The organism is Collinsella provencensis (genome assembly GCF_900199705.1).
In the GTDB taxonomy this organism is placed as follows: Bacteria; Actinomycetota; Coriobacteriia; order Coriobacteriales; family Coriobacteriaceae; genus Collinsella; species Collinsella provencensis.
Genome location: NZ_LT904908.1, coordinates 1,019,290 through 1,038,846 on the forward strand (window position 1 = coordinate 1,019,290; position 19,557 = coordinate 1,038,846).

Here is a 19,557-nt window from a genome sequence, read left to right on the forward strand (position 1 = left end):
CACGAAGGGCCGCAGCTCGAGCGATGGCCAACCGCCCGCGCAACCAGCCGCCCATGCCGGCCCCCCCATTACACGATGCGGAACGAACCCTCGGTGTCCACATCGAGCATAACCGTGTCGCCCTCGCGCACCGTGCCGTCGATGATGGCGCGCGCGATGACGTCAACCACCTCGCGCTGGACCAGGCGCTTGAGCGGACGCGCGCCGTACACCGGATCCAGGCCGCCCACGGCAAGCATCTGCTTCGCGGCGGGCGTGATCTCGAGCGTCATGCGCTCCTTGGCCAAACGCGCGCGAACGTCCTTCAGCTGGATGTCCACGATCTTCTCGATTTGCGCCATGCCGAGCGGATGGAACACCACGATGTCGTCGATGCGGTTGAGGAACTCCGGGCGGAACGTGTGGCTCATCGCCTCGTCGACCTGACGGCGCATCTCCGCATCGTCCTTGCCTGCGAGCTCGGCAATCGCGCTCGAACCCACGTTGCTCGTCATGATGACGATCGCATTCTTGAAGCTCACTTGGCGACCCTGACCGTCGGTCAGACGACCGTCGTCAAGCACTTGTAGCAGTACATTGAAGACGTCAGGATGTGCCTTTTCCATCTCGTCGAGCAAAATCACGCTGTACGGGCGACGACGCACAGCCTCGGTGAGCTGGCCGCCCTCGTCATAGCCCACGTATCCCGGGGGCGCGCCGATGAGACGCTGGACGCTGAACTTCTCCATGTACTCGGACATATCGATGCGCACGAGCGCGCGCTCGTCGTCAAACAGGCACTCGGCAAGTGCCTTGGCGAGCTCGGTCTTGCCCACGCCGGTGGGTCCGAGGAAGAAGAAACTACCGATAGGACGGTTGGGGTCGGCCAAGCCGGCACGCGAGCGACGCACTGCCGCCGCGACCGCGGATACCGCCTCGTCCTGGCCGATAACGCGCTTGTGCAGCTCATCCTCGAGACCCTTGAGCTTCTCGAGTTCGCCCTGCATCATCTTAGACACGGGCACGCCCGTCCACGCGCTCACAACCTCGGCGATCTCGTCGGACGTGACCTCCTCCTTGAGTGCGCCCTCGCCTTCCTTTTGCTCGGCGAGCTGGGCCTCGCCCTGGGCAACCTGCTGCTCAAGGCTCGGGATGGTCGCAAAGCGCAGCTCAGACGCACGGGCAAGATCGCCGTCGCGCGTAGCACGCTCCTCCTCACTGCGAGCCTCATCGAGCTGGGCCTTGAGCTCCTGCACGCGATCGATGGCGTTCTTCTGGTTGAGCCAACCCGCCTTTGCCACGTTGAGGCGCTCCTGCACCTCGGCAATCTCCTGGCGCAGCGCCTCCAAGCGCTCGGCAGACGCCTCGTCCGTCTCCTTCATGAGCGCCTGCTCCTCGATTTGCATCTGCGTGAGCTGACGCGTAATGGCGTCGATCTCAACCGGCATGGAATCGAGCTCCATGCGCAGGCGGCTCGCAGCCTCATCGACCAGGTCGATGGCCTTATCGGGCAGGAAGCGGTCGGCGATGTAGCGATCGGACAGGTCGGCGGCGGCAACGAGCGCCGCGTCGGCGATGCGCACGCCGTGGAAGATCTCGTACTTCTCTTTGATACCGCGCAGGATGGAAATGGTGTCCTCCACGCTCGGCTCCCCCACCAGCACCTGCTGGAAACGACGGGCGAGCGCGGCGTCCTTCTCGATGTACTTACGGTACTCGTCAAGCGTGGTCGCACCGATGGCGTGCAGGTCACCGCGGGCGAGGGCGGGCTTCAAGATGTTGCCCGCGTCCATGGAGCCCTCGGTGGCACCGGCGCCCACGATGGTGTGCAGCTCGTCGATGAAGAGAATGACCTTGCCCTCGGCCTTTTCGACCTCTTTGAGCACCGCCTTGAGACGATCCTCGAACTCGCCGCGGTACTTGGCGCCCGCCACGAGCGCACTCATATCGAGCTCGATGAGATCGCGGTCGCGCAGCGTGCTGGGCACGTCGCCGGCAACGATACGCTGGGCGATGCCTTCCACGATGGCGGTCTTGCCCACGCCCGGCTCACCGATGAGCACGGGGTTGTTCTTGGTGCGGCGCGAGAGCACCTGAATGGTGCGGCGAATCTCGTCCGTGCGACCGATCACCGGATCGAGCTTGCCTGCACGGGCCAAGTCGCAAATGTTGCGCCCGTACTGCTCAAGTGCTTCGAACTCGGTTTTTGCATCCGCGCTGGTAACGCGGTCGTCGCCGCGCAACTCGGTATACACCGACTCGATGCGCTCACGCGTCACGCCCGCGTTTGCGAGGATAGTCCCCGCCTCTCCCTTGTCCTCGGCAAGAGCCATCAGCAGGTGCTCGGTGACCACGAAGTTGTCGTCCATCTTGGACGCCTTCTTCTCGGCACGCTCAAGCACGCGCGTCAGGTCGTTAGATAGCTGCTGCTGAGCGCCCTCGACCTTGGGAGCGCGCTCGATAGCCTGCCTCGTTGCGGCCGTCAGCTGCTTGGGGTCGGCTCCGATGCGCTCGATGATCACGGAAATGTTACGCTCACCGCTGGTGAGCAGGGCGGCCAGCAGGTGGACGGGCTCCACCGCTGCGGCCTGGGCGTCAGACGCGATACCAATGGCGTTTTGCAGCGCCTCGCGTGACGTCATGGCCAGTTTGTCGATTCTCATAGGTGTTCCACCTCTCTCGTTTCGGATGCTCACTCGCAGGAACGCTCCCGCAAAACTGCGCGCTTACACCCGAGCGGCCACCCTACGGGGCGGCCGACATGGTTTACTCAAAAGGTATTGTTGCCGATAATCGACAGCTTTATACAAAATCTAAGTCTCTCTATATAAGATTTTCTGAGTAATCGGATTGAGGGACAAGAAGCTACCCACGAAGCGTACGCGCAAAGCGCGCAGCAGCAAGCACCAGAAGCGCAGCACTCGCGCCCAGGATCGGCTCACAAGACACAATGTGTATCCGTTGCTGGACGGCTAACATGCAAAATAACGACACGACGGTTCGAAACGGAAGCCGGAAATGAACTCGCCCCCTCATTTTTTCGCGGAATCGGGCCCAAAATGGCAACTTTTGCCAGATTGTAGGGCCCCGACAACTGGACAAGGGCGAAAAGCGGAACACACGCGAATCCAGACAATGCATCGAATCGCGGCGACCTGCAGTTTCGCCGAATCGAAATCGAGCGAAACGGCGCGAACGCGCACGGAGACATCCTCGGGATGAACGTCAGACCTTATAATCTGACAAAAGTTGCCAGAAAACCTGGTTCATGGGTAAAATACGCGCCCGGACAACGCGGGCCGGCGTTAACACGTCCGTTTGCAGATACAGAGTTGAATCGGACACGCATTCTGTCCAACAAGCCCCAGAATCACGCAAGCCCTTTGTCCAACGACAAAACGAGAGGGCACAATTAAGGGCCCTCCCGTACTTGCGTTTCCGTTACGCCAATTCGTTTCCGTTGCTTGCCGTAACGCGCTGATACCAATAGTAGGAATCTTTCTTGTATCGGCGCTTGGTTCCGTTGCCGTAGTCGTCTTGATCAACGTAAATGAATCCGTAGCGTTTCTTCATCTCACTGGACGAGCAAGAGATGATGTCGATCGGACCCCATGGATAGTATCCGACCACGTCCACGCCGTCGCGAATCGCCTCGCGCGTCGCTTCAACGTGAGCGCGCAGGTACTCGATGCGGTATAGATCGTGGACCGTGCCGTCTTCCTCAAGCACATCTTCACTGCCAAATCCGTTTTCGGCGATGATGATCGGCTTTTGATAACGGTCGTAAAACATGTTAAGCGCCGTCCGCAACCCCAGAGAATCGACCGCCCATCCCCATGCGTTTGCCTCTAGATGCGGATTGGGAATCGACCCATCCTCGTTTACCGCAACCTTACTCCAGCTCTCAGCTGAGCAAATCGCGGAGTAGTAATACGAGAGCGAGAAGAAGTCCGACGTTCCCCCCAGCAAGTCCGCTTCATCTTCGAGCGAAAGGTCAATATCAAGACCGTGCTCCTCGAAGAAGCGCCATGCATATCCCGGAACAACGCCGCGCATAAGGACGTCGCTCGCAAAGCACTCCATCTGATTGTGCTGATAGTTGGCGGCGACATCTGCCGGCTTGCAAGTCTCAGAAGCCGTGAGGGCATCGTATACCATCATGCCGATCTTGAAATCGGGATTGATGGCATGGCCGGCAGCCACCACGCGAGCGGATGCAACGCACTCGTTCAGCAAGGCCTGATACTTGGCTTCCCAAAGATTATCAACACTGTCCGAAGGAATGCCCAGATGATTGAACGACTCATGATGAATGAGGTTAATCTGGTTGACCACAATCCACCAGGTCACCTTCTCACGCAAGCGTTCCATGACCGTCGTGCAATACCGCACAAAGCAATCCATGGTCTCTCGGCCATACCAGCCGCAATACGCTTTTGCCAAATGCAGAGGCATCTCATAATGCGAAAGGGTCACCAGCGGTTCAAGACCGTTGCTGCGCATTTCGTCGATCAGCCGCTCGTAGAAGGCAAGACCTTCCTCGTTTGGCTCCGCATCATCCCCGTTGGGAAAAATGCGCGCCCAGTTGATGGAGATGCGCAGACTGTTCATGCCCGTTCCCGCGAGCAGCTTTAGATCCTCGGGGTGCGTATGATAGAAATCAATACCGAAACGCTTGGGGTAGCAGCCCCCTGTATCGGCAAGGGCAAAGTCGATGTCGGCGGTCGCCGTCTCCTTGTTCGACTTTTTCTTGGGGTCGCCGGTGTCCTGCACGCGCAGAATATCCGCAACGCACGGGCCTTTGCCACCCTCGTCCCATGCACCCTCGCACTGGTTGGCGGCAAGCGCGCCACCCCAGAAAAAGCCCTCAGGGAACCCTTCTGGAACTCTCTTCATCGCTCCACCTAGCCCAAGTCTTCGCCGTTGGAAGAAATCACGTTCTGATACCAGAAGAAACTATCCTTTTTGATGCGCTTCCCTGTACCGTTACCGCGGTCGTCACGATCGACGTACACGTATCCGTAACGCTTGCTCATCTCGCCTTGCGAGCAACTCACGATGTCGATGGGACCCCATGAGGCGTAGCCGAACACATTCACGCCGTCTTTAATCGCCTCGCGCATCGCTTCGACGTGCGCGCGTAGATACTCAATACGGTATTGGTCGTGGATATGGCCATCTGAAGTCACCTCGTCGAGAGCGCCAAGGCCGTTTTCCGCAATGAACAGCGGTTTGCGATAGCGATCCCAGTAATCGTTCAGCGAGATGCGGAATCCCGTGGGATCGATCGCCCAGCCCCATATCGACTTCTCGAGATGCGGGTTGTCCGCACCGACTTCGAAATCCTGCGGGTCGGCAACGCGTGTTGAATAATAGGAAAACGACAAGAAGTCGACAGGGTTCTCCCGCAGGACCCGCTCGTCCTCCTCCGTGACCTCAAACGAGATCCCGCGTTCCTCAAAGAAGCGCTTTGCATAGCCGGGATAACCACCGCGAGCAAGAACATCACAGTAGAAGTAGTTGTTCATCTGCATGTGCTGATAAGCACACAGCTGGTCGGAGGGGTCGCATGTCTTGGCGTACCTGCGATCGTCGCCGAGCATCATGCCCACCATGAGCGACGGGTCGATCTCGTGGGCGATGCACACCGCCTTGGCATTCGCGACAAATTGGTTGTGCAGCGCCTGATAAGTTGCCTGGCGACGATCCTCAAAACGGTCGTTCACCAACCCGAGACTTGCAAACTCACCCCATCCGCCCAAGCTGTTGATCTGATTGAACGGAATCCAATAGCGAACGCGATCATGGAAACGCTCGAACAATACACGGCAATACCGCAGGAAATGCTCGAGAACGCGACGGTCTGCCCAGCCATCGTATTCCGTCACAAGACGGGTGGGCATCTCATAATGAGAGATGGTCATGACCGGCTCGATTCCATACGAAAGCATGGTGTCGATCATGCGATCGTAAAACGCCAGGCCCTCCTCGCAAGGCTCCGGATCATCGCCGTTCGGGAAGATTCGCGCCCAGTTGAACGATGTGCGGAAGCACTTGAAACCCATCTCCTGCATGAGTTTGAGGTCTTCGGCATACGTGTGATAGAAATCGATTCCATAACGACGCGGATAATAGCCCGTTTCATCAACGATGGCGGCATTCACCTCGTCAGCCGTATGCGAGAATCCAAGGAAGCCCAGGCGGCTATACTCCTCCGGAAGGATCTCGATATCGGCGATCGAAGGTCCCTTGCCCCCCTCGTTCCACGCACCTTCCGACTGGTTAGCCGCAATCGCACCGCCCCAAAGGAACGACCCGGGGAACCCCTTAGCAGGCATCATGGCAGCATTCTCCATCGGCTATCCCTCCCTGCCCGCGCGCAGTGCGCGATACATTTTAATCATGTTCGTCACCATGTTGACCTCGCTGTTAATGGTCATCAGCGTATCCTGAGCATGGGTGAACAGCAGAGTCGTGTTGAGGATATCAGTCTCGATCGACTCCTGAATCATGTCGGTCTGGATAACGTGTGCCCTCGCGATCTCCTTTTTGGCATCGCGCAACTTGACGTCCACGTCATCGTCCGTTGCGCCTGAGGTCAGCATGTCGATAACCTCGTTGAGCATCTCGCGGCAATCGCCGGCGCTCAGAATAATCTGCATCGCCGCCTGATTGAGCTCATCTGCACTGTGCATCTTTCAACCTCCTGAATTAGAAGGCCAGCGCCCTGTCGGACAGGAGCGCCGGCCATTGACGTCCGGATAGGATTATGCCTCTTCGATGGCGGCACGCTTTGCCTTGCGAGCGGCCTTCTTGGCGGCAAGCGCTTCCTTCTCCTCGCGTTCCGCCTCTTCCTCTGCCAAGCACTGCTTGTCATACACCTTGAAGAAGGGGTAGTAGACCACAAAGCTAAGGGCAAAGATCACCAGGAAGAGCAGCACGCCGCGAATTCCGCCAACAGCGAACGCGGGGATGAAGTCGGGCAGGTACCAGAACGAGAAGAGCATCGTCGGGCACGGAACCAGGCCAAAGTGAAGCGCAATCCACGTAATGGCCGGGCCAGCGAAACCGATAATCCACATCGGAACCATGAGCAGCGGGTTAAAGGCAATCGGGGCACCGAAAACCAAGGGCTCGTTGATATTGCACAGAGACGGGATAATGGTCGTGCGGCCGATGACTTTGAGCTTCTGAGACTTGGCGAAGAAGAGCATCAGAATGCCGAGAGCGAGCGTGCAGCCGCCACCGCCGATGCACCAATAGTACGAGGAGCCATAGGCGCTCACCATGGTCGCCACCTGACCGGCGGCAACGGCTGCCTGGTTGACGTCGAGAGCGTTCATGATAATGGCCACCTCAATGGGATACAGGACCCATGTGGAGATACCGAAGGTGTACAGGAACGCGTACTCAAAGCCAAAGAACAGCGTATAACCCAAGAAGCTGTCACCAACGGCAATTACCGGGCTGAAGATCGTATAGATGACGTCGGAAATGTTGATGCCAAGCTGGAAGGTGAACAGCCAACCACAGGCGATGATGATCAGAATCGGAATGAGCGTATCAAACCAAACGGTGATGAAGTCGGGGAGGGCGGTGTCCTCCTTGAAGAAGGAGTGCTTGGCAAACGCGTTCATAACAAAGCCCGTGAAAAGGCCTGCCATAAGAGCGGCGATCATGCCGCCGTTGCCCAGGGAGGACAGCGAGAACTCGATGGTCCACGCGTCCGCATCGATGACCGGGCCGCAAATAATCAGATAAAGAGCAATGCCGGCAAGTCCAGCTTCCTTCTTAGTCTTGTTGTTGCGCTTCTTCTCCATGATGAGGAAAGGAACAAGATAAGAAAGGAAAATAGAAAGCAGACCGATTGAGAAGGTGTTGAGCGGAGAGAAATCCGGGAACCCAGGGACGAGCTCGCCGAAAGCGGTAAGCACAGTAACGAACGAGCCGATGAAAATCATGGGCATCGCCGTGAGAATTGCCTGTTGAACTGCGGCGATCCACGGATTGTGGGCCAACTTGTTCATCTTGGGTGCGAAGGATTCTTCCATCCACGCCATAAACTTTTCCATTAGGTACTCCCTAATCTAGTTGGTTCATCTAGACGAGAACTATTTCATCTCTTCAAGGGCAAGGTCCAAAATGACGTCGCCATCCATATCCCCATAGGCTTTCTTGGGAATCATTGCGATGGGAACGTCATACTCATCGACGAGCTCTTCAAGATCATCCATGAGGTAACTGAGGTGTGGGGCGATCAGGATAACGTCAACGTCCTCGATGTAATCCTCGATAACCGAATCAGAACGGGCAATTACATTGACCTCGATTCCGCGCGCCTTCGCTGCCTGTCGAATGTTCTTTGCCATAAAACCGCTGCTTGCTCCTGTTGAACAGCAGAGAAAAATAGTCTTATCTGCCATTTCGACCTTCTTTCTCAATATCTCGAGCGTCTGAGGTGAATATGCAAAATCCGCACTCGCTCGGCGTTTCGCCCACGAGCCCGGCGCGGCCTAGAGCTCTGCGTTGCAGAACTCCCGCAGGGCCGTGGCATCTTGTCCCTCGCGCTCGCCGGAAACCGTGAACACGGCAATATCGCCCGAACGAACCCCCAGCGACATGACGGCGAGCATGCTTTTCGCATCCGCGTCCTTTTCGCCTCCCGACTTTTTCACGCGGACATCAGATTCCAAAGATGCCGCCATACGCGAGAGGTTTGCCGCTGGACGTGCGTGCAGTCCAACGGGGTCGGTAATCGTGTACTCAAAAACCTGCATCGAAACCTCCTCCCACGTGCTTTCAAACCTCAGGACCCTCACGCGAGTCCGCACTGCCCTTCCGATCGGTGGCCTTATACTCGCAAATAAGGCAGTTCGGGCTCAACGAAGGTTTTGCACCGCTTGCGTGCAACCAAAAAACTTAGCGTTTGCACGGGTTCGGTGCATTTTGTTGCACCGAAGAAGTGCTCTGTCGCCCTGTAAGACTCGGTATACTGGGGTTTGATACTCACCTCAGTATGGCAATCGGCTCGAAGACGACTCGCTTGAAACAGCCGAACGGACATCTTGTAGCGAGACCTCAGCGAAACGGATACGGTCATGTTGAACGAAAAGGAACTGCAACTCCTTCAGCAGCTCGCACAAAGCACAGCCCCGGTGACAGCGCGCGAATTGTCCGCCAAACTCGGCATCTCCATCCGTACGGTTGAGTCCTACATCCAACGCATCAATTGTGAGAATCCCGAAACTGTAAGCTCCAGCCAGCGTGGATATCGCGCTGACGCCAAAGCCGCCAAAGAGCTGCTTGATCAACAGGGCATCCCCGGCGACGTCCCCCAAACCAACGAAGAACGTGTGGCATATCTGTTGCATCTTATGCTTGCTGCGCCCGAAGCGCTTGACACGTTCGATGTTTGCGAGCACTTGTACGTGAGCTATTCCACGGTGAAGAACGTCATCGCCGATATCCGCAAGAAAATCGCCCCGCTTCACCTGGAGCTCAAAATGGAGAACAACCAGCTCCTTCTCGTTGGCAGCGAGCGTGACAAACGCCGCCTGCTGTCCGATCTTCTGTACAACGAAACGGCCATGGGATTCCTCGATCTCACGATAATTCAGCATGCATTCCCAGACATCGATGTTCCCCGTATCGAGGTATGCATTCGCGAAGCGCTGGACGAAAACCAATGCTTCGCGAACGACTATTCTCTCGTCAACCTCATTCTGCATATTGCTATCACCATCGACCGCATCCGCAACGGCAGAGGCCAAGTCGATTCTCCATCAACTCAAATGCTCGACGCTGCGATAAGCCCACAGGATCTCGAAATGGCAAGGGCGATTACGCATGCACTTGAAAGCGCTGGCGACGTCGAGTTCAACAAGACGGAGGTATCTGAGCTCGCGCTGTTGCTTGCCTCACGTACCACTATGCTCGACTATCGCATGGCAAGTCGGGACAACATCGAGCGCTTTGTAGGAGGCGAATGCCTCGAAGTAGTCAATGAGATGATTGGGGCACTCCGGGAAAATGCCGGCATCGACCTTTCCGACCATGAGTTCTTCGTTCGCTTTGCATTGCATATCAAAAATCTGATCACACGGGCACGAACGGGTAGCCTGTCGAAAAATCCCTTCACAAGCCAGATAAAAAGCAGCTGCCCCCTTCTGTACGACACTGCCGTCATACAGGCCGGCATCTTGCAACGCCGGCTGAATGTGTATATCAACGACGATGAGATCGCCTATATTGCCTTTCATCTTGGAAGCACTCTTGAGACTCAAAAGCAGCTCACCAATAAAATCAAGGCGGTGCTGTTTTGCCCTTCGTACTACAACGTCGATGCGAAGATTCTGCTATTCCTTGAGCGCTATTTTGAAAATGACCTCATCGTCACCAACGTTGTGACCGACAAGGTCGATCTCGAACACCTGCATGGCGCGGACCTTCTTATAACCACAGTGCCCCTCACCTCGTACTATGGGATTCCCACACACCTGCTCGGCATCATCCCCAAAGAGTCTGACCGTGCGAACTTGCAGCATGTCGTCGACGATATCCACCATGAGAAGCGTCGCTCTGTTCTCAAGGCACATCTTGAACGGCTCATCCTGCCCGAACTCTTTTCCGTCAATGCAACGCTCACGACACGCGACCAAGTCATTCACTGCATGGCGGACCGGCTTATTCAGCGGGGCTATGCCAATGCCGACTTTGAGCAACAGGTCTTTGAGCGCGAGGCGCTTTCGAGCACTGCGTATGGTACCGTCGCGCTTCCCCACAGCCTCCGTCAGACCAGCCCTCGCTCTTCGATTTCGGTCATGATTTCCACGACACCCATCTTTTGGGGAGATGACAAGGTTGACCTTATCTTCCTCCTGTCGTTTAGCAAAACCGACCAAGAGGTGTTTTACGAGGTATTTGATCCGTTGGTGTCGATTCTCTCCGATCGGGAGCAGATTTCCCTACTTGCCGGCATCGATGACTATCAGCAATTCATCGCGCGGCTGTGCGAAATGATGCAGTAGGTGGGGCAAGCAGCTGTCGTATGGTCAAATTTGAACCTGAACATGTTGCACGTCCAGTTTGATTCATTGCAGATTTGAGACCGGACGAATGTTGCAAACCGCAGACTGAAACCAGACCATTGCGACGCATCCAGAGTTGAAACCAGACGGTTGTTGCAGAAATGGGCCTCTATTTGCAACAACGGTCTGGCCTCAACCGCGCGCCCATTTCGGCACCGGCACCTCGATAAAGGGCGGAATCGCAATTCAGCGCCTATGCCAAAGCCAGGGCAATCCTCAACGCCTCAAGCAGGCTGGCTTCATCGGCCACGCCTGTCCCCGCTATGTCAAAGGCGGTCCCATGGTCAACCGACGTGCGGATCACGGGCAGACCCACCGTCATGTTGACACCCTTCTTGAAATCAAGAACCTTTAACGGGATATGACCCTGGTCATGGTACATGGCCACCACGAGATCGTATTGTCCTTGGCTCCCCTTAAAAAAGACCGTATCCGGTGGCTCCGGACCCACCACGTCGATTCCCTCGGCCTGGCACTCGTTGATTGCAGGAATCAGTTGCGTCTGTTCTTCGTCACCGAACAGCCCATGTTCTCCGGCGTGAGGGTTCAGCCCAGCTACTGCAATACGAGGCCTTTCGATGCCGGCCCTCTTTAAGACCTGGTCTCCCAAGCGGATGACTGTGGCAACCCGCTCTCTTGTTGCAAGGTCGCAAGCCTGTCGCAGGGATACATGAGTGCTTACATGGATTACCTTGAGCGCGTCGCTCCACAGGAGCATGGCGTAATCCTTTGCACCAGTTAAATCCGCCAAGATTTCCGTGTGCCCTGCATACAGATGCCCGCCCATGTGAAGTGCCTCTTTGTTCAAGGGGGCTGTAACCACCGCCATCACCTCGCCGGACTGCGCCGCACGCACAGCAGCCTCCAGGTAACGATAGGCCCCATCGCCGCAGCGAGCGCTCAGTTGGCCAACGGTAAAGTCCTTCATCGTAATGGGGCAAGGATCAACAACGTTGACAACTCCATCCACACATTGCGAAGCGGATGAAACCTTCTGAAGCGTAAGGCCCATGTTCCATTTCTCGTTATAGTGGCGAAGCACGTCAAATGCACCATATACGATGCATTGTTCCTGATATTCGGGCCGTGCCTTCATTGCCTTTAAGATAATCTCCGGCCCTACGCCCGCGGCATCCCCCATGGTAATTGCTGTCTTCGGCATTGTTATCCCTCCGGGTGTAAATACTTTTTTGCGATTTTGCAGATATAAGGACTAAAAGGTCCATCGTCCCCGTGAAGCATTGTGCAGCGAGCCTCCATTACCTGCCCCAATAGCAGGTATGCCTCCTGCGGCTCAAAGCCGTAGTCGTCGCACATCCAAGCAATCAACTCTCTGGCTGCCCCGCAGAAAGAATCCTTCATCTTGTCCTCGTTGGCGATTGTCATGATGTATTCGTCGTTCTCAGCCCGCAACCATTCGTGAGCTTGATATCCCTTTTTCACCGTTAACCGCAACGTGACCGTCGATCGACACTCGATTCCGCCGCCATGAGGAATCTCTCCGTCACCCATAATGGCGTGAGCATCGCCCACATGTAGGAGCGCCCCCTCCACACAAACGGGCAGATAGAGCGTTGTGCCAGGACAGATTTCCTGAACATCCATATTCCCGCCGGTGTGGTAGGCGTATGCATTCGTTAGCCCTTCTCCGGCGGGTGCCGTACCCATCGTGCCGATCATAGGCTTTATGGGCAACTGTAGTCGGTTACTCCAATTAACACCGTCTTCGTCGATTGTCACGGTCCGCGTTACGACGTCCCAATCATTAGGCCAGATTTGCTGACTCAACTTCGTCCGCCACCCTGCAAAGCCGGTGTAACCAACCCCCTCGGGCTCTATGTTTAGAATCTCCACCTCAAGCGTATCGCCAGGCTGCGCCCCCTCTACCGCCACGACGGTGCAGAGGTTCGGCCCCTTGCTCTTCGATGGATCCCAGCGGTCCTCAGGACTTTGAAGCCAGGAACCGCCGTTTAATTCGGTCTCAATCTCAACCGTCTCGCCTGAGGCGACAATCGCCGCCGGCGGATGCGCTTTATCCATGGTGTTGTACGTTACTTTTCTCGTAACACGCTGCATGCAATGCCTCCTATCGAGAGCGCCTCTGCATTGCCCTCATTTCACCATAGTTTTCGCTGAGATGCCATTTCGTTCGTCAGACGGTTGTAATCAGGCAATTGCAATCGGGCGGTTATATTCAGTCGGTTGCAACAACCCAAACAGCCGAGTGGCCGCACTGCCTAAACACGCTTCTCGCCCAAGCGGCAGCACTGCCTAAACGCGCTTCTCACCCAGGAGCTTCGTGATGTAATCGTAGTTTTCCACGCGATGTGGCAGCGTGCAGGCGCTGCAGTCCTTAATGCGCCCGCCGTCCGCACCGACTATATAGGTGAAGTTTCCGCCGCACCCCTCGCCCAACGCGTAAAGCGGGCAATAGCAAAACAGACAGTTGAGCTGGTCGGCGGGCATATCGTGGCAAGGATAGAACTCACACGCGGCATGGTTGAAAAACCGATACTGTCGCAGTTCGGATTCACGCGGTACCGATGCGGGTCCAGGCGCCCCGCCCATCGGCCCACGCCCACGCAACTCCACCGCAACCGCACCCAACTCCGACGCAACCGCACCCGGCTCCGCCACGGCCGCGCCCAACCCTAATGCAACCGCACCCGGCTCCGCCGCAACCCCGTTCTCAGGCACATCACCCATCGGCGCGCCCTACTTCGCCGTGATGATACGCGGGCGCATGGAACACCCCACCGCCAAGCGATACCCGCGCACGATCTCCCGCGTCTTCCCGACCATCTGCTCGGCATATTCGCTTGCAAAGTTCATGAGCGACATGGATAGCATCAGGTCGATATCGATGATCTCGTTGATATCGCCCGAGAGGTACCCCGTATCGATGCAGCGCACGGTCTCGTTGAACATGCCCTGCGACATCGTCACGGCGATCTTCAAGCGCTCCGACTCCTCCGGAATGCTGCGGCTCTTCAAGATCTCGACGAACTGCTCGTGCTGCACGCGCACCTCTTCGTCCGAAACCTCCGGATACTGAATGATGCCCACATAGAATCGGCGAAACGCATCGTTGCGGTACAGAACCTCAAGCAGCAGATGCTCAAGGATGCAATATGAGAGCATGGGGTCCTCCACCGGAAAACGCCTGCTCACCGTTGCGCGAAGCTGCTCGACAAACTCCTGGTAAATGATGGCGACCAAATTGGCATGGCTGCCAAAGTGATACGAGACAAGCCCGCGCTGAACCTCCGCGGCACGGCAAATCGCGGCATCGGAGACCGCCGTCACCCCTTGCTCGAAAAAGAGATTGCGCGCAGCGTCCTTGATGCGCTCCTTCGTTGCGTCGCCAGCGGCATAGGTGCCCATGGCCCTCCCCCTTCATGCGCCCCGCGCTAAACCCGCACGCCCAACATGCAGATGGGGCACCGTTGTCCTCGGCACCCCATCCTATCAAACGTTGATTGCAAAGGCATCGCAAATACCGCGAGGCGCGCCTTACCTTAGAACATCATAACGAGCGCGATACCAGCGGCGCAAACCGCGCAGCCGATGATGCGGGTAAAGCTCACACGCTCCTTATAGAACACGGCGCCGATGACAAGCAGGCACACGGCCAGAATCACGTACAGGACTAGACAGGCGATGCTGATGTCCCAGCCCGCACGGTACTGGAGCAGGATCGCAACCTCCATGAGCACGAGAGAGAGGCCCATGGCGGGAGCCGACCAGTTGCACTCTTTAAGAGCGCGCGGGTACGACTTGTCTTTCGCCGTGGCGAAAAACGCAATGAACGAGAAGACGCAGCACACGGTATAGGTCAAGAAGACAGACGCGAGCGCGTTGATGTTCTCGGGCGTGAGCTTGGCGACGATGTTGTAGGCGACGTTGACCACGATCATCAGGATGACGGGGAAGAAATACGCGAACCCGTGCTTCTTTGCAGCTTCAGACATGATAGTTTCCTCTCAATGCAGTCTCTATGCGGTCTCTATGCGGTCTTGTCGTACACGATGCGGCCGTCGATGAGCGTGAGCTCCGATTCGGTCTTTTGGATCAAGCCCGGGTCGCAGGTAAACAGGTCGTGCTCAAACACCGCGATATCCGCGCGCTTGCCCACCTCGAGCGAGCCCTTGAGCTCTTCCTTGCCCAGCTGGTAAGCGCCGCCCCAGGTGAATGCCCACAGCGCCTCGGACACGCTGATCTTCTGCTCGGGGTTGATGCCGCCTTCGGGCTTGCCGTCGTTGAACACGCGCTGCGTGGAGCGGAACACCTGGTCGAGCGTTCCCGCAAAGCCCACGGGAGAGTCGCTGCTGAACGAGATGTAATCGCAGTTGTCGAACATCGTTCGGTTCGCCCATGCGAGCTTGTACACCTCGTCGCCAAAGAACGGGCGGTAGAAGTCGGTCTCATAGGTGGGCGTGGGGGCCATCATGTCGGGCTGCAGCGCGGCAACGATCCCCAGCTCGCGGAAGCGCGGGAAATCCTCGGCGCACACGGTGTCGCAGTGCGTGATGACATTGCGGCGGCTCTTGTCGCAAAGCCCCTGATCGAGCGCGGCCTCAAAGCAGTCGAGGCCGTGACGCACCGTCGCGGTGCCGCACGCGTGGATGTGGACGGGGAATCCGGAACGCTCGCACTCGAGAATCCGGCGCTTCATATCCTCGGGATCGAGCAGGCAGCCACCGGTGCACGTGGGGTCGTCGGCATACGGCTCGACCATCCAGGCAGTGTGGGCGCCACCCACGCCATCGCCGATGACCTTGTAGCCCCAGAACGTGATGAAGCGCTCTTTGTCGCCGTAGCGCTCGGCGAGCTTCTGCGCCTTCTCCACAAAGTCATCGCCCTCGTTGATCAGCACGCAAGTGTTCACCCTGAGATTGAGATCGCCATCTGCCTCAAGACCCTCGAGCGCCTCATACCAAGTCGCAGGCGTGTCGAACGCATCCCAGGTCTCGGTGACGCCGCGGCGGTTGAGCAGGGCGATGGTCTCGGCGAGCTTCTGCTTGCGCACCTCGGAGTCGGAGATGGCCATCTTGAGCACGGTCGGCTCGATGCCGATGGCGGCCTGCTCCTCCAGGTATCCCGTGGGCTCCCCGTTTTCATCGCGCCAGATCTTGCCGCCGTCCGGATCGGGGGTCTCGGCCGTGATTTCCAGCTCGTCGAGGAACTTCTGGTTGACCCACGCGCAGTGCGTGTCGATGTCCATGAGGAACGCCGGGTTGTCGGGCAAAGCCTCGGTGAGCTTCGCCTTGTTGGGGACCTGGCCGCCCGGCCAGTTGGCCTGATGCCAGCCGAAGCCGATGACCCAGTGGGAGTCGGGGTTGTCCTCGTGCCACTTCTTGACGTTTGCAACGCACTCCTCCTCGGAGGTCACAAAGCGCAGCACGGGTCCGCATTCGCACAGGATGGTGTTCTCCAAGTGCAGGTGCGCATCGCAGAGCGCGGGCATGAGCAGCTTGTCCTCGCCGAAGCGGCGAACGTCGGTATCCGGACCGATGAACGGCTCTATTTCCTCGGGAGTGCCCACGGCGACGATCGTGTCGCCGGCAATGGCGATGCCACCGGGTGCAGGCGTTTCATCGCGGCTCGTGGCGCGGAACATGGCATTGGCAATAATGACGATATCTGCAGGTGTGACTGACATGACGTCTCCTTACGTACACGTTATGGAATTGCGCAAGATGTTTTGACGGATGTTTAATCTGGATATGGATGCGACGCCCGTTGGAGTGGCGGACGACAAGCGCCGCGCGTTTTAACTTGCACGGAGATGGGGTTGCGTTGCGACTTGAACTGCGATGCCGTCAAAACACGCGTGGTTCCCTAAGCCGTAACGCCTGCCGTCATGCCGCCACTGAGACCGGTTGGTGTCTTAAACTTCCGATTCGGCACTCTGAGGCTGAGCTTGCTCCGCGGAGCCGACCGTAGTCTTTTCCGGACGATTCACGATATAAAGGCCGGCGATGCAGACGAGAATGCCCACGATCTTGATGGGACCCAGGGACTCGTGCCAGAAGATGACGCCGATAACTGCCAGGCAAAGCGACAGCGAAATATTGCCCACCAGCGTGCCGACGCTAAGATCCCAGCCCGCACGGTACAGCAGGATGATTGCCACGTCGCAACCGACGATGCACAGGCCGAGGGCGTAGGATGCCCAATTTGCCTTCGCGAACTCGGCAACGATGTTGCCGCCGCCCGACGTGACCATATAAAGGATGAATGTCGCTGCCATGCCCGCCGCGTACGTGAGCGTCAGCGATGCGAACGTATTGGCATTTTCGGGCGTGGATTTGGCAAAGATGTTGTACAGGATGTTTCCCAGAACACCAATCGCAAGAGGAACGTAAAAGAGGATCGATTCCATGATGGCTCCTTGCTCGAATGTTGGACAATGCGCGCATCCGATGGCTTCAGTCTAAGCTCATTTATTTTTTTGTACAAGCAAAATTTCGTATATGCGAAGTTTAACGTTCACATAATTTATTTTTGGCACTACATAATTTATTATTACCTGCGTGCTGTACGGTTTATTATTTCCGCAGGTAGATGGCAATTTATTGAGTTGTATAGACAATTTGTTTTGTTGTAGATACCGAGATGTTTTACCGAAAGATAAACGGTCAAAAAGAACAGACGAACGGCATTTCAGTCGCCGTTCGCCCTTATGCGCTTACATCCTGTTTTCGGTTGTCTGCAACCACCTGCTATTACCTATGGACAAGTGCCTTTTAGAGTCCCCAAAAACGCAGAAAACCATAGGGGACGGACGGGGGCCGCAAACAATAGGAGCCGGTAAAGGATTGGAAGCGACCCTTACAGCTCTCCGCCGGAAAGCAAACCACGCAGTACCTTCTCCGGATCGGCGCTGCCGTCGCGCGGGGCTAATGCGGTAATGCGCTTCTGCATCTTGAGCTCATGTAGCTCTTCCTCAAGCTGACGCATGCGAACGCGCATCTGCTCATTCTCGCGCTCGCGCTCCTCCGCTCGCTCCTTCATGTCGAGGATGCGAACCACACCCGCCAGATTGATGCCCTCATCGGTAAGCTGATTGATGAGCTCCAGCCGCTCGATGTCGGCCTGCGAATACAGGCGCGTATTGCCACCCGAACGCTTGGGGTTCACAAGGCCCTTGGACTCATATACACGCAGCGTCTGAGGGTGCATGCCCGTAAGCTCCGCCGCAACAGAAATCATATACAGCGGTTTTGTGCGAGCCGATTCGTCTGCCATGTCATCCCCTTCGATCAAAACCCATTCACCATGATAAGGCTTCGGGGCCTCCTACACATCCCCTACCGCGCGAACGCGGGCAAGCAGTTCGAGTTATCCTCTCGCATCTTGACGCGATCCGAGGTCCCCTCTCGAATCCGCGACTCGAGCTCCCCTCTCGAATCTTGGGTCGTTTTTCGGCATTTGGCGCCCGAAAATGTGTCTCAAATACCTAAAAACAGCCCAATCTTTGTGTGAGGCCCGAGCTTATGTAGGATGCAGTAGGCAGCACTCTACACGCTACAACTTCGCGCGATACGGACGCTCGTCTGCTTCGCGCAGCTTTTCCAGGGCGGCACGCTCCTTGTCCGTGAGACTCGTGGGAACCTGCACAGAAATCGTCGCCAGCAGAGCACCCATGTGGTCCTTGCGCTTGGCATCGGGCATGCCCATGTCCTTGAAGCGGAAGCTCTTGCCCTCTTGCGTGCCCGCGGGCACCTTGAGACGCAGCTTTTTGCCGCTGGGCGTTGGCACGTCGACTGTGCACCCTAGCGCCGCCTCGTATATGGAAATCGGCACGTCAATGGTCACGTCAGCAGTCTTGCCCTTGCGCTTAAACAGCGGATGCTCGGCTACGCGGAACTCCACGAGCATGTTGCCGCGCGGACCGCCGTTGACACCGTATTCGCCATGGTTCTTGAAACGCAGCTTCATGCCGTCATAGCAACCTGCGGGAATGGTCACCTCGAGGGTGTCCTGTTCGCCGGTGGACGGAATGCGATGCGTGATGTTGCGCTTGGCGCCATGGAGCGATTCTTCAAACGAAACGTCGATGACGGCCTTGAGGTCGCTGCCCTTACGAGCGCGACGCGCCCCGCCGCCGAACATGTCGCCGAAGTCGAAGCCCGCGGAGTCGCCGCCGTACGAGCTGTAGGCACCACCCACGCCTTCACCGCGGAACATGCTGCCGAAGATGTCCGCCATAGACGGACCACCGGCACCGCCGCCGTATGCGTATCCGCCCGCACCGCCAGTGCCGGGAATGCCGCCGAACTGCAGCATCATGTCGTATTCTTTGCGCTTATCCGGATTGGACAGCGTTTCGTATGCCTCGGAAATCTCCTTGAACTTGGCCTCGTCACCACCGCGGTCGGGGTGGTATTTCTGGGCCAGCTTACGGAATGCCGATTTGATCTCTTTGTCGGAGGCGTTCTTCGACACGCCAAGGACATCGTAGAAGTTCTTGCCTGCAGGCATAAGA

General features: G+C 57.1%; 17 protein-coding genes. 1 reads left to right on the top strand and 16 read right to left on the bottom strand.

What is annotated here, in order from left to right:
* Window positions 1–68 precede the first annotated feature (68 nt).
* The 7 genes from clpB to C1711_RS04660 all read right to left on the bottom strand — a co-directional run bounded on the left by clpB (window position 69) and on the right by C1711_RS04660 (window position 8,756).
* The gene (gene clpB, locus C1711_RS04630) at window positions 69–2,642 is read right to left on the bottom strand and encodes an ATP-dependent chaperone ClpB (RefSeq protein ID WP_102338001.1); all 2,574 of its coding nucleotides are present in this window, start codon (window positions 2,640–2,642) and stop codon (window positions 69–71) included.
* Window positions 2,643–3,420: 778 nt separating this feature from the next.
* Window positions 3,421–4,875 (bottom strand): glycoside hydrolase family 1 protein, encoded by a 1,455-nt coding sequence (locus tag C1711_RS04635; RefSeq protein ID WP_102338002.1) that lies wholly within the window; start codon window positions 4,873–4,875, stop codon window positions 3,421–3,423.
* Window positions 4,876–4,883: 8 nt separating this feature from the next.
* Complete coding sequence (locus tag C1711_RS04640) at window positions 4,884–6,335, bottom strand: glycoside hydrolase family 1 protein (RefSeq protein ID WP_234346250.1); 1,452 nt, start codon at window positions 6,333–6,335, stop codon at window positions 4,884–4,886.
* A gap of 3 nt (window positions 6,336–6,338) precedes the next feature.
* Window positions 6,339–6,674 carry a PTS lactose/cellobiose transporter subunit IIA gene (locus C1711_RS04645; RefSeq protein ID WP_102338003.1) on the bottom strand — a complete coding sequence of 112 codons (336 nt, stop codon included), beginning with the start codon at window positions 6,672–6,674 and terminating at the stop codon, window positions 6,339–6,341.
* A 72-nt stretch (window positions 6,675–6,746) separates the two neighbouring features.
* Window positions 6,747–8,051, bottom strand: coding sequence for a PTS sugar transporter subunit IIC (locus C1711_RS04650; protein WP_102338004.1), 1,305 nt, complete (start codon window positions 8,049–8,051; stop codon window positions 6,747–6,749).
* Window positions 8,052–8,090: 39 nt separating this feature from the next.
* A complete protein-coding gene (locus C1711_RS04655; RefSeq protein WP_102338005.1) occupies window positions 8,091–8,402 on the bottom strand; it encodes a PTS sugar transporter subunit IIB in 312 nt (103 codons plus the stop codon).
* A gap of 90 nt (window positions 8,403–8,492) precedes the next feature.
* Window positions 8,493–8,756: an HPr family phosphocarrier protein gene (locus C1711_RS04660; RefSeq protein WP_102338006.1), complete on the bottom strand. Its 264-nt coding sequence runs from the start codon at window positions 8,754–8,756 to the stop codon at window positions 8,493–8,495.
* 321 nt (window positions 8,757–9,077) lie between these two features.
* Here C1711_RS04660 and C1711_RS04665 point away from each other — a divergent pair, with 321 nt between their 5' ends.
* The gene (locus tag C1711_RS04665; RefSeq protein ID WP_102338007.1) at window positions 9,078–11,006 is read left to right on the top strand and encodes a BglG family transcription antiterminator; all 1,929 of its coding nucleotides are present in this window, start codon (window positions 9,078–9,080) and stop codon (window positions 11,004–11,006) included.
* A 253-nt stretch (window positions 11,007–11,259) separates the two neighbouring features.
* On the opposite strand, the gene pdxA is transcribed toward C1711_RS04665, so the two are convergent.
* From pdxA to C1711_RS04710, 9 genes are all read right to left on the bottom strand, one after another.
* Entirely contained in the window at window positions 11,260–12,228 is a 969-nt protein-coding gene (pdxA, locus tag C1711_RS04670; protein ID WP_102338008.1) for a 4-hydroxythreonine-4-phosphate dehydrogenase PdxA, read from the bottom strand.
* A gap of 2 nt (window positions 12,229–12,230) precedes the next feature.
* Entirely contained in the window at window positions 12,231–13,142 is a 912-nt protein-coding gene (locus C1711_RS04675; protein ID WP_102338009.1) for an acetamidase/formamidase family protein, read from the bottom strand.
* Between the two features lie 195 nt (window positions 13,143–13,337).
* Window positions 13,338–13,772 (bottom strand): cysteine-rich small domain-containing protein, encoded by a 435-nt coding sequence (locus C1711_RS04680; RefSeq protein ID WP_234346255.1) that lies wholly within the window; start codon window positions 13,770–13,772, stop codon window positions 13,338–13,340.
* A gap of 9 nt (window positions 13,773–13,781) precedes the next feature.
* Window positions 13,782–14,450, bottom strand: a complete 669-nt coding sequence (locus tag C1711_RS04685) for a TetR/AcrR family transcriptional regulator (RefSeq protein WP_102338010.1) — start codon at window positions 14,448–14,450, stop codon at window positions 13,782–13,784.
* 134 nt (window positions 14,451–14,584) lie between these two features.
* Window positions 14,585–15,037 carry an EamA family transporter gene (locus C1711_RS04690; protein ID WP_102338011.1) on the bottom strand — a complete coding sequence of 151 codons (453 nt, stop codon included), beginning with the start codon at window positions 15,035–15,037 and terminating at the stop codon, window positions 14,585–14,587.
* A 35-nt stretch (window positions 15,038–15,072) separates the two neighbouring features.
* Window positions 15,073–16,728, bottom strand: coding sequence for an amidohydrolase (locus tag C1711_RS04695; protein WP_102338012.1), 1,656 nt, complete (start codon window positions 16,726–16,728; stop codon window positions 15,073–15,075).
* A gap of 228 nt (window positions 16,729–16,956) precedes the next feature.
* A complete protein-coding gene (locus tag C1711_RS04700; protein WP_102338013.1) occupies window positions 16,957–17,451 on the bottom strand; it encodes an EamA family transporter in 495 nt (164 codons plus the stop codon).
* A 449-nt stretch (window positions 17,452–17,900) separates the two neighbouring features.
* Window positions 17,901–18,317, bottom strand: a complete 417-nt coding sequence (locus tag C1711_RS04705) for a heat shock protein transcriptional repressor HspR (RefSeq protein WP_102338014.1) — start codon at window positions 18,315–18,317, stop codon at window positions 17,901–17,903.
* A gap of 279 nt (window positions 18,318–18,596) precedes the next feature.
* Window positions 18,597–19,553, bottom strand: a complete 957-nt coding sequence (locus tag C1711_RS04710) for a DnaJ C-terminal domain-containing protein (protein WP_102338015.1) — start codon at window positions 19,551–19,553, stop codon at window positions 18,597–18,599.
* Window positions 19,554–19,557 lie beyond the last annotated feature (4 nt).

What these genes read in the sequence shown, in the direction of transcription:
- clpB (WP_102338001.1), bottom strand. Translation starts at nt 2,642, where the DNA reads ATGAGAATCGACAAACTGGCCATGACGTCACGCGAGGCGCTGCAAAAC.
- C1711_RS04635 (WP_102338002.1), bottom strand. Translation starts at nt 4,875, where the DNA reads ATGAAGAGAGTTCCAGAAGGGTTCCCTGAGGGCTTTTTCTGGGGTGGC.
- C1711_RS04640 (WP_234346250.1), bottom strand. Translation starts at nt 6,335, where the DNA reads ATGGAGAATGCTGCCATGATGCCTGCTAAGGGGTTCCCCGGGTCGTTC.
- C1711_RS04645 (WP_102338003.1), bottom strand. Translation starts at nt 6,674, where the DNA reads ATGCACAGTGCAGATGAGCTCAATCAGGCGGCGATGCAGATTATTCTG.
- C1711_RS04650 (WP_102338004.1), bottom strand. Translation starts at nt 8,051, where the DNA reads ATGGAAAAGTTTATGGCGTGGATGGAAGAATCCTTCGCACCCAAGATG.
- C1711_RS04655 (WP_102338005.1), bottom strand. Translation starts at nt 8,402, where the DNA reads ATGGCAGATAAGACTATTTTTCTCTGCTGTTCAACAGGAGCAAGCAGC.
- C1711_RS04660 (WP_102338006.1), bottom strand. Translation starts at nt 8,756, where the DNA reads ATGCAGGTTTTTGAGTACACGATTACCGACCCCGTTGGACTGCACGCA.
- C1711_RS04665 (WP_102338007.1), top strand. Translation starts at nt 9,078, where the DNA reads ATGTTGAACGAAAAGGAACTGCAACTCCTTCAGCAGCTCGCACAAAGC.
- pdxA (WP_102338008.1), bottom strand. Translation starts at nt 12,228, where the DNA reads ATGCCGAAGACAGCAATTACCATGGGGGATGCCGCGGGCGTAGGGCCG.
- C1711_RS04675 (WP_102338009.1), bottom strand. Translation starts at nt 13,142, where the DNA reads ATGCAGCGTGTTACGAGAAAAGTAACGTACAACACCATGGATAAAGCG.
- C1711_RS04680 (WP_234346255.1), bottom strand. Translation starts at nt 13,772, where the DNA reads ATGGGTGATGTGCCTGAGAACGGGGTTGCGGCGGAGCCGGGTGCGGTT.
- C1711_RS04685 (WP_102338010.1), bottom strand. Translation starts at nt 14,450, where the DNA reads ATGGGCACCTATGCCGCTGGCGACGCAACGAAGGAGCGCATCAAGGAC.
- C1711_RS04690 (WP_102338011.1), bottom strand. Translation starts at nt 15,037, where the DNA reads ATGTCTGAAGCTGCAAAGAAGCACGGGTTCGCGTATTTCTTCCCCGTC.
- C1711_RS04695 (WP_102338012.1), bottom strand. Translation starts at nt 16,728, where the DNA reads ATGTCAGTCACACCTGCAGATATCGTCATTATTGCCAATGCCATGTTC.
- C1711_RS04700 (WP_102338013.1), bottom strand. Translation starts at nt 17,451, where the DNA reads ATGGAATCGATCCTCTTTTACGTTCCTCTTGCGATTGGTGTTCTGGGA.
- C1711_RS04705 (WP_102338014.1), bottom strand. Translation starts at nt 18,317, where the DNA reads ATGGCAGACGAATCGGCTCGCACAAAACCGCTGTATATGATTTCTGTT.
- C1711_RS04710 (WP_102338015.1), bottom strand. Translation starts at nt 19,553, where the DNA reads ATGCCTGCAGGCAAGAACTTCTACGATGTCCTTGGCGTGTCGAAGAAC.